The following is a 13,368-nucleotide window of genomic DNA, read 5'->3' on the forward strand; positions in this document are numbered from 1 at the left end:
CGCCGAGCGGGTCCGGCAACTGACCGGCATCGCGCTCGACCTGGAGAAGTACGAGTACTTCCTGGACCCCAGCGCGGACTGAGAGAAGATGCGGGGGCCGTCCGTCAGGGCGGCCCCCGTGGGTCAGTCGAACCAGCGGTCCCTCGCCAGTTCCTCCGTGCGGGTCGGGTCCTCCAGGAGTGCCGCGACCTCGAAGCGCCGGGGCCACTGGCCCGCCGCCCAGGCCAGGCCCGCGGCCACGCCCTCCACCGTGGACGCGTGCAGGATCCCGTCGTTGGTCAGGCGCCAGTCGAGTTCCACGCCGTCGACGACGAGCTCCTCGTGCTCGATGTACGAGGACGGGGTGTGCGGGCCCAGCAGCAGCCCGACCGCCTCCGGTACGTCGTGTTCGGTGCCCTCGGAGTCGATGGAACCGGTGACGGACTCGCTCAGGCGGCGGACCTGGAAGAGTTCGGCCAGCTCGGCGGCGCGGGAGGGGCGGACCGGCAGCAGGGGGACGCCCTGGGTGAAGGGGAGCAGGTCCGGTGAGTCGACGACCATCGCGTCGGGCGCGTCCACGACCTCGACCCGGCCGTCGGTCACCGCCCGCAGCTCGTCGGGCAGGGTGACCTGTTCGGGGTCCAGGTCGGCCAACGCGCTGTAGAGGGCGTGCAGTTGGGCGCCGGTCACCGGGCGGTCGGGGTCGGCGAGACGGTCCAGGAGTTCCGCCGCCCCGCCCGGCTCCGCCAGCAGCGCGGCCACCGACGTCCGTACGCCCAGCGCCCGCAGCACCTGCTCGTCGTCGAACCCGGTCGCGTCCGCCTCGTCGTACAGGCCGCGCAGGAGGGGGTCGCCCCCGGCCGCGAGCAGACCGGCGGGGCGGCGGCCGTCGAGAACCGGGTTCCCGCGCAACCACCAGGCGGTGTACGGCCGTACGACCTTCTGCGTGCCGTCCGGCAGGAGGATGCGGACCTGCTGGGTGATCGCGTCCCGCAGGGGCGGCCGGGACAGCAGGGCCAGGGCCTCGGGCCACTTGTCCTCGTCGACCAGGTCGAGATCGCGTACGGCGACCAGTTCGGTGGCGACCGGCGGTACCGGTGTGTCCGGGAAGCGGTCCAGGATGTCCTCGCACCACACGTCGACGGCGTCGAGGAGCCCGGCATCGTCCGGTTCGGCGAAGTCGCCCTCGCGAGGCTCCAGTTCGTCCGGGTCCAGCACCACGTCCGTGGCCCGGACCAGGGCGAAGTTGGCGAGCACCCCACAGGCGGCAAGGGGCTGCTCGCCCCACTTCTCGGCCAGTTCGGTGTCCACGAAGGCGAGTTCGTCCTCCCGCATGACCCGCGCGAACGGGCTGCCGGGGAGGACGAGTTCACCGGCGGGGACCAGTTCCCCCTCCTCGTCGGGCAGGGCGAGCGCGCCCAGCCACGGCTCGTCGCCGGGCTCCAGGCCCGCGTCCCGGACGAGCGCGAGGACGGTGTCGGCCAGCTCCTCGGCGTCCGGGGTGTCCTCCTCCCAGCTCATGCCCCCGTCGTCGTCCAGGGAGGCGGCCACGGCGGCCCGTACCTGGGGCGTGGTGAGCACCGCGCGCGGAGTCGCGGGCAGCGCGCCCAGCTTCTCCAGGAGCGGGTGGGCGGCGGCCGGGTGGGCGACCTTGAGGCCGAGCCGGGCGAGGATCTCGGCGTCGATCAGGGGCCCGTCCGAGGTGGGCAGCAGCACCTGCCGGGGCCCGATGGTCGTACGCCCGTCGGCGAGCGGCACCGGCAGACCGGAGAGCCGGTCGGGGTCGACGCCCGCGAGGCTGTCGTAGAGCCGCTGCCACCACTCGGGTTCCTTCTCCAGGCCGGCGAGCCGGTCGACGGCCTCGGTCAGCGGGACCCGGGCCACGCCCAACGTCCGCAGTTCCACCCGCCGTTCGAGTCCTGCGGGCAGCAGGGTGGGCAGCACCTCCGCGAGCACCCGTACGGTGTCCGCGCCCGCGCCCTCGACGACCTCGGCCTCGCGCGGGCGCAGGACCTCCGGCAGTTCCGAGTCGTCGCCTGGCTCAAGTGCGGGCGGCAGGAACGCAGTTCGGGGGAGGCGGTCGAGAATCGCCTGCCGGAGCGCCCCGTCCAGCTCTCCCTTGCCCAGCGGGCCGGGGACCAGCGCGATGATCCCCTCGCCGACCGGACGCCAGCCTGCGAGGAGGTCGGCGTAGACGTCCGCCGCGCGCTGCACGAGGAAGTCGGTGAGCGGTCCGGGTGCCGCGTGCCGGCGGGTCGTGTCCAGCGGGAAGGACGCGATGAACAGCGCGGGGACACCGAGGGGTTCGTCGCTGGGTGTCGGGGCGTGCACGACGGGGCTGGTGCGGGGGTGGGCCGGGGTGCCGTCGGGGTCGGCGGGCACGGCCCAGGTGAGCGACCAGTGCGGCCGCAGCCGCTCCTCGACGGGCCGGCCGGCGAGGAGTTCGGGGGTGAGGGGCCCGTGTGCGGACGCCGTACGCCACCGGGTCGTACCGTCCCGCGAGTCCTCCACGACGGTGAGGTGGTCCTCGGTGCGGCGGCTGATCGTGCGCGTGGTGTCCGTCTCGATCACGACCTCCTCGAGCCCGGGGAGGGCGAGGAGGAGGGCGTCGTCGACGGCGTTCAGGAGCCGCTCGGCGAGGTCGGCGGCGGCGGCGTCGCGCAGCGGGAGGATGACGACGGTGTCGTAGGGGTCGGGCGCGCTGCCCTCGGCGGCGAACGGGAGCCGCAACAGCGGGACATGGCCGTCGCGGCGGCGGATCTCGTCGCCGAGCCCGGGGCTGTGGCGGGCGGTCTCGGCGGCGTGCTCGCGGGCCTCGGCGAGGGACCAGCGGATGCCGCCGTGGCGGCCTACGACGGCGGGCTCGTCGGTGACGGCGAGCACCGCGGCGAAGCCGACGCCGAAGCGGCCGACCGAGCCGTCGACGTTGTCGCGCTTGGCGGAGGCGCGGAGCGTGGAGAGGGACTCGACACCGGCCGCGTCCAGCGGGGCGCCGGTGTTGGCGGCGAACAGGACGCCCTCGCGCAGGGTGAGCCGGAGCCGTCCCGGTACGCCCGCCCTGGCCGCCGCGTCGGCGGCGTTCTGCGCGAGCTCGACGACGAGCCGGTCCCGGTATCCGCCGAGGACGAGGTCCTCCTCGGCGTTGGCGTCCTCCCGGAACCGGGCGGGGCTGGTGGCCCAGGCGTCCAGCACCCCTCGCCTGAGCCGGGCGGTCCCGAACGGGTCGGCACCCTCGGCGGCGGGCCGCACGAACTTGCTCACGTTGACTCTCCTCATCGGCGTGACGATGAAGGTACCGCGACGAGGGAGGACCGTAACTCGGGGAGGGTTCGCAGCGGCGAAGACGGGCGGCGAGGGGGTGCCTCGCCGCCCGTCGGTGCCCGTGCCGGGCCGGCGGACCCGCGTACCGGGCGCTGCGGGCGCCGGTGCCGTCACCGTCGCCCACCGCCGGCCGCGGCGGTCGTTCGCACCGGGCGAACAACCTCGCGTCCCTTTGCGGGGCTACCAGGCGAAGGCCTCCGGAGACGGGCCCGGGCCCGGGAAGATCTCGTCCAGGCCCGCCAGGACGTCCTCGCCCAGCTCCAGCTCGACCGCGCGGATCGCCGACTCCAGCTGCTCTGCCGTACGCGGGCCGACGATCGGACCCGTCACACCGGGGCGGGTCAGCAGCCAGGCCAGGGCCGCCTCACCGGGCTCCAGGCCGTGCTTCTCCAGCAGGTCCTCGTACGACTGGATCTGGGCCCGCTTGGCCGGGTCGGCGAGGGTGTCGGCGGCACGCCCTGAGGCGCGGCGGCCGCCCTTGGCCTCCTTCTTGATGACCCCGCCGAGGAGCCCGCCGTGCAGCGGGGACCAGGGGATCACGCCGAGGCCGTACTCCTGGGCAGCCGGGATGACCTCCATCTCGGCGCGCCGCTCGGCGAGGTTGTAGAGGCACTGCTCGCTGACGAGGCCGATGGTGCCGCCCCGCCGCGCGGCGGTCTCGTTGGCCTGGGCGATCTTGTAGCCGGGGAAGTTCGAGGACCCCACGTACAGGATCTTGCCCTGCTGGACGAGGGTGTCGATCGCCTGCCAGATCTCCTCGAAGCCGGTGGCACGGTCGACGTGGTGGAACTGGTAGAGGTCGATGTGGTCCGTCTGGAGCCGCTTGAGCGAGGCGTCGACGGCACGCCGGATGTTGAGCGCGGAGAGCTTGTCGTGGTTGGGCCAGGCCTCGCCGTCCGCGGCCATGTTGCCGTAGACCTTGGTGGCGAGGACCACCTTGTCGCGGTGGGCGGCGCTCTTCGCGAACCAGTTGCCGATGATCTCTTCGGTACGGCCCTTGTTCTCGCCCCAGCCGTACACGTTGGCGGTGTCGAAGAAGTTGATTCCCGCGTCGAGAGCCGAGTCCATGATCGCGTGGGAGTCGGGCTCGTCGGTCTGCGGGCCGAAGTTCATGGTGCCGAGGACGAGTCGGCTGACCTTGAGTCCGGTGCGTCCGAGCTGCGTGTACTTCATGACCCCTCAGCCAACGCCTTCGAGTGCGCTCAAGGCAAGCAGGCGCTTCGGGGGATGGCTCCCCTGTGGAAACGGGGGACAGCCGGAGGGAGTTGAGGCGGTTTCGTCTCTAACGTGCAGTACATGACACATACGGAGGGAATCCGCGCCACCCGGCGGGGCGTGCTGGCGCTCGGCACCGCGGCGGCGGCCACGCCCTGGCTGGGCACGGCCCCGGCACAGGCGGCAGTTGCCGGGCCCGGGGAGTTCGACGAGCTGGGCATCACCGAGCTGCGTGCGCTGATGGACCGCGGACGGCTCGACGCGGAGCGGCTCACCCGCTACTACCTGGAGCGGATCGAGCGCATCGATCCCCTCCTGCACGCGGTGATCGAGGTCAACCCCGACGCGCTGCGGGAGGCCCGGCGGCTGGACGCGGGCGGGCGCCCCCGGGGTCCGCTGCACGGCATGCCCGTGCTGCTGAAGGACCTGGTCGAGACCGCGGACCGGATGCACACCACGGCCGGCTCGCTCGCCCTGGTGGGGCTGCGGCCGGAGCGGGACGCCACGGTCGCCGCCCGGCTGCGGGCCGCCGGTGCCGTCGTCCTCGGCAAGACCAACCTCAGCGAGTGGGCGGGCGGCCTGTCGGTCACCCACCACGCCGGATGGAGCGCCCGCGGCGGCCAGACCCGCAACCCGTACAAGCTGGACCGCTCGCCCAACGAGTCCAGCTCCGGCACCGGAGTCGCCGTCGCGGCCAACCTGTGCGTGGCCGGCATCGGCACCGAGACCAACGGCTCGATCATCGACCCGTCCTCGGCGAACTGTGTCGTCGGCGTCAAGCCGACCGTCGGACTGGTCGGCCGGGGCGGGGTGATCCCCGGTGTACCCAGCCAGGACAGCGTCGGTCCGATGGCCCGCACGGTCCGGGACGCGGCGATCATGCTCGGCACGCTGGTCGGCATCGACGGCAGGGACCCGGCGACCGCGGCGAGCCGGGGGCACTTCCACCGCGACTACACCCGGTTCCTGGACGCGGACGGGCTGCGCGGGGCGCGGATCGGTGTCCCGCGGACCGTGTACTTCGGGTACAGCGACCACGCCGACGCCATCGCGGAGCGGGCGATCGAGGTGATGCGCGCGGCCGGGGCGGTGGTCGTCGACCCCGCGGACATTCCCACGGCCGAGCAACTGGAGGACCTGCCCGGCTCGATGGTCGTCCAGGCCTACGAGTTCAAGCGCGCCCTGAACACCTACCTGGCCGGAGCGGGCGGCGAACACCCGCGCGACCTCGCGGAGTTGATCGCCTTCAACCGTGAACACGCCGACCGTGAGCTGCGCTATGTACGGCAGGACGGGCTGGAGGCGGTGGAGAAGCTGGACTTCTCCGAGCGGGAGTACCGGGAGGCGCTCGCGACCAACCGCCGGCTGTCCCGCGCCGAGGGCATCGACGCGGTGCTGCGCCGGCACCGCCTGGACGCGCTCGTCATGCCGACGACCGGCCCGCCCGCCAAGATCGACCTGGTCCGGGGGGACATGTACGGCGGCGGCGCGTCCACGCCCGCGGCCCTCGCCGGGTACCCCGCGGTGAGCGTGCCGGCGGGGTACGCGTTCGGCCTGCCGGTGGGGGTGACGTTCATGGGGACGGCGTGGAGCGAGCCGGTGCTGCTGCGGCTCGCGTACGCGTACGAGCGGGCGAGCGGGGTTCGGCGGGTGCCGACGTATCGGGCGGCGGATGTGGGGTTCTGAGCTTGCCCCTTGTTGCTGACTCCGCGCACAGGGCCGTCTCAGGGGCGCCGGTGCAGGGTCGCGAACACACCCCGGACGCGGGTGCCGTCCGGGGCGTCCCAGGCACCGGAGACATGACCGGCCGCTCCCTCGGGGGCCGTGGGCAGCGGGCGCCGGTGCACGCGGAGGACCGTGCCGTCCGGGAGGCGGAGTTCGGTGCCGTCCTCGTCGTCGGTGACCTCGACGGGGCCGGCGGGGAGGGCGGGACCGGTGCAGGAGTGGGTGACCTCGTGGTCGGGGGTGTCGGTCAGGCTCTGGGCCTGGGCCTGGGCGCGGCCCTCGAACAGGGCGAGGAGTTCGGTGCGCAGGACCGGGTCGTGGATGCCGTCGTAAGCCCAGCGGGGGCCCAGGACGCCGTGCTCCATGGTGCCGACGAGGGCGTGTTCGGTGCCGGGGAGCGGGGCGGCGCGGTAGGTGAGGGGGGCCAGATGGGCGACGGGTTCGGGGCCGGAGGAGTCGAGGGCCACCATGAACTCGATCCCGACCTCACCCTCCGGGTCGTCCAGCCGGAAGCCGCCGGCCTTGGTCAACTCGGGCGTACCGGTGCCGGTGTACCACGGGCGGGTGGGCAGCCACGTGGTGAGCAGTTCCAGCTTGCTGGGCTTGAGGGTGGTGCGGTGGATGATCGCCATGCGGCGGATTGTGTCAGTCAGTCGCGGGGGAACTCATCGGTTTTGAGGGTGAGGCCAACGACGGTGTCGGTGAGGTCCACCTCCTTGCCGAAAGGCACCCTGGTCTCGACCTCGTAGTCGCTGCCCTTGGGGTCGGTGTAGATGTGACACCGCCCCTGATACGGATCCGCGATGACGTAGACGGGGACTTCCGCAGTGGCGTAGGCGGCCTTCTTCGGGCCGTAGTCGTTGGCCGCGGTTCCCTTGGAGATCACCTCGGCGACGAACTCGACGTCCTCGTAGGACCAGTGGCCGCTCTCCGCCTTGGTGGCGCCTTCGGCCATCACCGTCACATCGGTCGCGAATCCGTTGAGGTGCCCCGGGTAGTCGATGCGCACGTCGGACTTCACGCGCTTCCGCGGGTACTTGGTCCGCAGCTGCTCGTAGATGTCCGCGATGATCTCCCAGTGGGTGTCCCGCTGCGGCGACATGTAGACGGTCCCCTCGACGATCTCGACCTTGTATCCCTCGGGGACGGGCATCGTCTCGAGCCGCTCGAACATCTCGTCGAGCGTGCTCGTGTTGTCGCTGTCGGCCATCGCGATCCTGTCTTCAAGGACGGTCATCGTGGCGCTCCTCCCCGGCTGCCCCATGGACGAGCACAGCCGCGCAGTACAACGATACGCACGCTGACCAGGACACGGACGAGGTACGACGTGGCGGTGCCCGCTCGTCCGCGACTTCCTGTACGGGGAGTGCCTGCGGGACGAGTACGAGCGGGGTGTGCGTGCTGCCCAGCCGGAGTGCTGCGGCTCCCGTGGCTCAAGTAGCGCTGTCCGAGGGCGTCTCGGGCCTGGTGTGGAGGACCTCGCGGGCCTGGTCCGCGGCGCGGGTGAGGCTCTCGGAGACGAAGTCGAGGAAGCGGGCGATGTTCTCCAGGCGGGCGGCGGCCGCGGTGCCCGGGCCGAGGACGCCCACGCCCTGGCGGGCGACCTCGGCGACCTGAAGCGTGCCGCGGGCGCTGGCGATCATGGACTGGTACCAGACGTCGTCGTCGACGACATAGCGCTCACGGCGGCGGTCGTCGCGCTCCCGCCGGACCAGGCCCTGTTCTTCGAGGTAGCTGATGGCCTTGGAGACGGACGCCGGGCTCACCTCAAGGCGCTGGACGAGTTCGGCGGCGGTCATGCTGCCGCTGTCGCTGGTGCAGAGGCAGGCCAGCACCCTCGACATCATCTTGGGCGCGCCCGACTGCATGAGGACGGTGGTGAACGTCTCCTCGTACTCGCGCACGGCCTCGGGATCGCGCCCGTGGGCCGCCTCGGGGGCCCGTGTCCCCCGGGGCGCGGCCTGTCGGCGGCGGTGGGCCCGGCGTTCGGCGGTGCGGTGGGCGAGGTCGGCACGGTAGGCGGTGGGGCCGCCGTTGCGCATGACCTCGCGGGTGATGGTCGAGGTGGGGCGCTCCAGGCGGCGGGCGATCTCCGCGTAGGCGAGGCCGTCGGCCACTCCCAGCGCGATCTGCTGACGTTCCTGCTGGGTGAGCCTGCCTCCAGGCATCGCGGTCTCCTTCGTGGTTCCTGTCGCTGCAGCATAGCGTTCACTGCCGGTCTATTGCAACGACTGGACGGATTGCGTTGCATTGCTTTCAGGGTCATTGCAATGAAATTGTCATCTTGAGCTGGGCTGGTTGTGATGGGGTGCAACAAGTATGTTGCTGGATCGGTGAACGCAACGTAGCTTTTCGTTCATCGGAAACCAGCGACGAACGCAGGAGCACTCCATGCAGAAGTTCGACACCCCCGCCCCCGTCACCACCGTCATCGACCTCCCCGCCGGGCGCGTCCAGGTCATCGCCGGCGACCGCGCCGACACCACCGTCGAGATCCGGCCCGTCGATGCCGACAGGAGCCGGGACACCAAGGCCGCCGAGCAGATCGAGGTCGACTACCGCGACGGCGTCCTGCGGATCGCCGCCCCGTCCGCCAGGAACCAGTACTTCGGGCCCTCCGGCTCCGTCGAGGTCACCGTCCAGCTGCCGGCCGGCTCCCGCGTCGAGGCCACCGCGGCCGCCGCCGGGTTCCGGGCTGTCGGACGCCTCGGCGACGTCGTCTTCGAGGGCGCCTACGGCCCGGTCAAGATCGACGAGGTCGCCGGTCTCCGCCTGACCGTCGCCGACGGCGATGTCACCGTCGGCCGCCTCACCGGACCCGGTGAGATCAGCACCCGGCGCGGCGACATCACCGTCGCCGAGGCGGTCACCGGCACGGTCGTACTGACCACGCACAAGGGCGACATCACCCTCGGCACGGCCGCCTCCGCGTCCCTGGACGCCGGCACCTCCCACGGCCGGGTCCACAACTCCCTCAAGAACACCGAGGGCGCCGACGCCGCCCTGGCCATCCGCGCCACCACCGCCAACGGTGACATCACCGCCCGCGGCCTGTGACCCGCAGTCCTCGACAAGGAGCTCCCACCATGACCGACCTGGCCATCGCGGCGAACGGACTGCGCAAGTCCTACGGGGACAGGACCGTCCTCGACGGCATCGACATCCAGGTGCCGGCCGGCACGGTCTTCTCCCTCCTCGGGCCGAACGGCGCCGGCAAGACCACCGTCGTCAAGATCCTCTCCACCCTGATCTCCGCCGACGCCGGGCAGGCGCGGGTCGGCGGCCACGACCTCACCGCGCAGGCCCAGGCGGTACGGGCCTCGATCGGCGTCACCGGGCAGTTCTCCGCGGTGGACGGGCTGATCACCGGTGAGGAGAACATGCTCCTCATGGCCGACCTGCACCACCTCCCCAGGAGCGAGGGCCGGCGGGTCACCGCCGAGCTGCTGGAGCGCTTCGACCTCGTGGCGGCGGCGAAGAAGCCCGCCTCCACCTACTCGGGCGGCATGAAGCGCCGCCTCGACATCGCCATGACCCTGGTCGGCGACCCACGGATCATCTTCCTCGACGAACCGACCACCGGTCTCGACCCCCGCTCCCGTCACACCATGTGGCAGATCATCAGGGAACTGGTCTCCGACGGGGTGACCGTCTTCCTCACCACGCAGTACCTGGAGGAGGCCGACCAGCTCGCCGACCGCATCGCCGTCCTCAACGACGGGAAGATCGTCGCCGAGGGCAGCGCCGAGGAGCTCAAGCGGCTGGTTCCCGGCGGGCACGTCCGGCTCCGCTTCACCGACCCGGACGCCTACCGCAGCGCCGCCTCCGCCCTGGGCGAGGCCACCCGGGACGACGAGGCCCTCACCCTGCGGCTGCCCGGCGACGGCAGCCAGCGCGAGCTGCGCGCCGTACTGGACCGGCTGGACGCGGCCGGCGTCGAGGCCGACGAACTGACCACGCACACCCCCGACCTGGACGACGTGTTCTTCGCCCTGACCGACAGCGCCGACGTCACCGACATCAGCGGTGTCACCGACCAGCCCAAGGAGACCGTCCGATGAGCACCCTCTCCCTCGCGGTACGCGACTCGTCCACGATGCTGCGCCGCAACCTCCTGCACGCCCGGCGCTATCCGTCCCTCACCCTGAACCTGCTGCTCACGCCGATCATGCTGTTGCTGCTCTTCGTCTACGTCTTCGGCGACACCATGAGCGCGGGCATCGGCGGCGGCGACCGCTCCGACTACATCGCCTACCTCGTCCCGGGCCTGCTGCTGATGACGATCGGCTCCACCACGATCGGCACCGCGGTCTCCGTCTCCAACGACATGACCGAGGGCATCATCGCCCGCTTCCGGACCATGGCGATCCACCGCGGTTCGGTGCTCGTCGGGCACGTCGTCGGCAGCGTGCTCCAGTCGGTGGTCAGTGTGGTCCTGGTCGGCGCGGTCGGCGTGGCCATCGGCTTCCGCTCCACCGACGCCACCGCCCTGGAGTGGCTCGCGGCCTTCGGACTGCTCGTGCTGTTCGCCACGGCGCTGACCTGGATCGCCGTCGGCATGGGCCTGATCAGCCCCAACGCGGAGGCCGCGAGCAACAACGCCATGCCGCTGATCTTCCTGCCACTGATCTCCAGCACGTTCGTGCCGGTCGACGCGATGCCGGGCTGGTTCCAGCCGATCGCGCAGTACCAGCCCTTCACCCCGGCCATCGAGACCCTGCGCGGTCTGCTCCTCGGCACCGGGATCGGCCACAACGGGTGGCTCGCGGTCGCCTGGTGCCTGGGCCTCGCGGCGCTCGGCTACCGCTGGTCGACCGCGAAGTTCAACGCCGACCCGAAGTGACCGTGGGGCCATTCGTGCCGGATCAGGCGGCCTCGTAGGGCTGGCCCAGGTCCCACGCCTGGTGCATCGCCTCCGCGAAGGCCGCCGCGATCTTGTGCTCGCCGCTCGCGTTCGGGTGGGTGCCGTCGTAGGTGTCGTGGTCGATGTCGTACGACGACGGAGGCGACGCCGGCAGCAGGGGCGAGCGGGGCTCGTCCAGGTCCGCGATCGCCTTGGCCAGAAGCTCGTTGAAGCGGGTGACCTCCGTCGCGAAGGGTGCGTCCGACTCCGCCCGGACGTTGGGGATCACGGGGAGTACGGCCATCCGGATCCGGGGGTTCGCCCGGCGGGCCTCGGCGACGAAGGCGCGGACGTTCTGTGCCGTCTGTTCCGCGTTCGTGTAGAAGCCCAGGTCGATCAGGCCCAGCGACACCAGGAGCACGTCCGCGCGGTGTGCCCGTACCGCCTCGCCGATCAGCGGGACCATGTGCTGCCAGCCCTCGCCCCAGCCGGCCAGGTGGGCCCGGGGGAAGTCGGGATCGGCGTACTCGTACGACGTCGGGGCGTCCGCCGCCTTGTCGTACAGCGTCTCGCGCGGGCCCACGAGGGTGAAGGGGCCACCGTATGTGCCCCGCAGGTGCTGCCACATCCGGTACCGCCAGGTGTGCTCACCCGCACTCCCGATCGTCATCGAGTCACCGACCGGCATGAATCTGAGCATCCGCTCATGATGGATCATCCGCGGGCCCGGTGGCGTGTGAGTCCGCCCACGCGAGCGGAGTGCGCGGTGCGGCCACGCGGGCGGAGTGCGCGGTGCGGCCACGCCGGTGGGCTCAGCGGTCCCGGCCACGCCGACGGGCTGCACGGTCTCGGCCATGTCGGCGGGCTGCGCGGTCGCGCATACGTCGGCGGACCGTGTGGTCGCGGCGGGCTGCAGGCCGTGCTGGCCCGGTCGGCCAGGCTGCCGACCGGGTCCGCGCGGCGACGCGGCCCGCTGTGCCTTGGCGGCGACGCCGTCCGCTGGGTCCTTCCGCCCGTGTCGCCCTCTGCGCCCACGCGGCCACGCCGTTCACTGTGCACGTGTGGTCTCGCCTCGCGCCTCGTTCCCCCGGTGACGCGTCCACGTCGTACAGGCGCTGGGCAACGCCTACGGAGCCCTGCACCAGCCGCAGCCCCTCCCAGTCCCGACTCCACCCGCGCCCCGGTCCCACCTCCCTTCAACCGCAAGCCGGGATGGCAGTCTTGGGGCATGCGTCGACCCTTCGCCCTCCTCGCCGGGACCCTGCTCGTGGGCGCCTTCACCCTGCCCGTCGCCGTGCCCGCCTCCGCCTCCGCCGCCGACGGGGACGGGAAGGGGGACAAGGGGTTCACGATCTCCGACCCCCGCATCACCGAGTCCAGCGGGCTCGCCGCCTCGCGGCAGCACCCCGGCATCTACTGGACCCACAACGACCAGGACACCGGCGCGTACCTGTACGCCGTGGACAGCGCCACCGGCAAGACCGTCGCCAGGATCACCATGACCGGCGTGGGCACCCCGCGGGACGTCGAGGCCATCGCCATCGGGCCCGGCAACGAGATCTGGGTCGGCGACATCGGCGACAACGACGGGGTCACCTGGCCCTATGTGTGGATCTACAAGCTGCCCGAGCCGAAGGTCCTCAAGGACCAGTCGGTCAAGGCCACCCAGTACGTCGTGAAGTACACCGACGGCTCGCGCGACGCCGAGTCGATGGTCGTCCACCCCAAGACCGGGCGCGTCTACATCATCGACAAGCAGGAGGACGGCGGGCATCTCTACCAGGGACCCACCACCCTCTCCTCCTCCGGGACGAACGTCTTCAAGCCCGTCAAGGCGGTCGACCTGTGGGCCACCGACGCCGCCTTCTCGCCGGACGGCCGACAACTGGCCGTACGCGGGTACTTCGGCGGCGTCTGGTACGACTGGAACGGCGGCGACATCAAGCGGAAGGGCCAGCTCAGCGTGCCGCTCGGGCAGGGGGAGTCCGTCTCCTACTCGCCCGACGGGACCAAGCTCCTGCTCGGCATGGAGGGCGCCGACAGCGAGGTCGAGGCACAGGACGCGCCCGGGGGCGGCGGGTCCGAGTCCCCTTCCGGGAGCGGGAGTTCCTCGGCCTCCGGAAGCGACGGCGGCGGGAACTCGGGCGGCACGATCAAGATCGGCGCGCTCGCCCTGGGAGCCGTGGCCGCCTTCTTCGGACTCCGGCGGCTGTTCCGGCGCTCGTGAGCCGTCACGCCGACCGGTGGCCGGTGGTCGGCGGCCACCAGCTCTGACCTCCTCGCCG

General features: G+C 72.0%; 11 protein-coding genes. 5 read left to right on the forward strand and 6 right to left on the reverse strand.

The features are described from left to right. Positions 1–123: 123 nt before the first annotated feature. On the reverse strand, positions 124–3,240 hold the full coding sequence (locus tag ACFVYN_RS30085) for a sacsin N-terminal ATP-binding-like domain-containing protein (protein WP_390004036.1): 3,117 nt from the start codon (positions 3,238–3,240) through the stop codon (positions 124–126). Positions 3,241–3,480: 240 nt separating this feature from the next. Then, positions 3,481–4,473, reverse strand: coding sequence for an aldo/keto reductase (locus tag ACFVYN_RS30090; RefSeq protein ID WP_390004039.1), 993 nt, complete (start codon positions 4,471–4,473; stop codon positions 3,481–3,483). Positions 4,474–4,596: 123 nt separating this feature from the next. Here ACFVYN_RS30090 and ACFVYN_RS30095 point away from each other — a divergent pair, with 123 nt between their 5' ends. After that, entirely contained in the window at positions 4,597–6,201 is a 1,605-nt protein-coding gene (locus ACFVYN_RS30095; RefSeq protein ID WP_390004042.1) for an amidase, read from the forward strand. Between the two features lie 38 nt (positions 6,202–6,239). Here ACFVYN_RS30095 and ACFVYN_RS30100 read toward each other — a convergent pair whose 3' ends face one another. The 3 genes from ACFVYN_RS30100 to ACFVYN_RS30110 form a co-directional block, all read right to left on the reverse strand. After that, complete coding sequence (locus ACFVYN_RS30100) at positions 6,240–6,872, reverse strand: 1,4-alpha-glucan branching protein (RefSeq protein ID WP_390004045.1); 633 nt, start codon at positions 6,870–6,872, stop codon at positions 6,240–6,242. Positions 6,873–6,889: 17 nt separating this feature from the next. After that, entirely contained in the window at positions 6,890–7,477 is a 588-nt protein-coding gene (locus ACFVYN_RS30105; RefSeq protein WP_390004047.1) for a Uma2 family endonuclease, read from the reverse strand. A gap of 196 nt (positions 7,478–7,673) precedes the next feature. After that, positions 7,674–8,408, reverse strand: coding sequence for a helix-turn-helix domain-containing protein (locus ACFVYN_RS30110; RefSeq protein WP_390004049.1), 735 nt, complete (start codon positions 8,406–8,408; stop codon positions 7,674–7,676). Between the two features lie 223 nt (positions 8,409–8,631). Here ACFVYN_RS30110 and ACFVYN_RS30115 point away from each other — a divergent pair, with 223 nt between their 5' ends. Genes ACFVYN_RS30115 through ACFVYN_RS30125 form a run of 3 tightly spaced genes read left to right on the forward strand, consistent with a single transcriptional unit; the run spans position 8,632 to position 11,083 of the window. Next, positions 8,632–9,297 carry a DUF4097 family beta strand repeat-containing protein gene (locus tag ACFVYN_RS30115; protein WP_390004051.1) on the forward strand — a complete coding sequence of 222 codons (666 nt, stop codon included), beginning with the start codon at positions 8,632–8,634 and terminating at the stop codon, positions 9,295–9,297. Positions 9,298–9,326: 29 nt separating this feature from the next. Next, a complete protein-coding gene (locus ACFVYN_RS30120) occupies positions 9,327–10,301 on the forward strand; it encodes an ATP-binding cassette domain-containing protein (protein ID WP_390004054.1) in 975 nt (324 codons plus the stop codon). Further along, positions 10,298–11,083: an ABC transporter permease gene (locus tag ACFVYN_RS30125; RefSeq protein WP_390004057.1), complete on the forward strand. Its 786-nt coding sequence runs from the start codon at positions 10,298–10,300 to the stop codon at positions 11,081–11,083. The genes ACFVYN_RS30120 and ACFVYN_RS30125 overlap by 4 nt, the downstream gene beginning before the upstream one ends. Positions 11,084–11,105: 22 nt before the next feature. On the opposite strand, the gene ACFVYN_RS30130 is transcribed toward ACFVYN_RS30125, so the two are convergent. After that, on the reverse strand, positions 11,106–11,783 hold the full coding sequence (locus ACFVYN_RS30130; protein WP_390004060.1) for an SGNH/GDSL hydrolase family protein: 678 nt from the start codon (positions 11,781–11,783) through the stop codon (positions 11,106–11,108). Positions 11,784–12,311: 528 nt separating this feature from the next. Between ACFVYN_RS30130 and ACFVYN_RS30135 the strand changes: the two genes are divergently transcribed. Further along, the gene (locus ACFVYN_RS30135) at positions 12,312–13,310 is read left to right on the forward strand and encodes a WD40 repeat domain-containing protein (RefSeq protein WP_390004063.1); all 999 of its coding nucleotides are present in this window, start codon (positions 12,312–12,314) and stop codon (positions 13,308–13,310) included. Positions 13,311–13,368 lie beyond the last annotated feature (58 nt).

This window comes from Streptomyces sp. NPDC058307, from assembly GCF_042880295.1.
GTDB lineage: Bacteria > Actinomycetota > Actinomycetes > Streptomycetales > Streptomycetaceae > Streptomyces.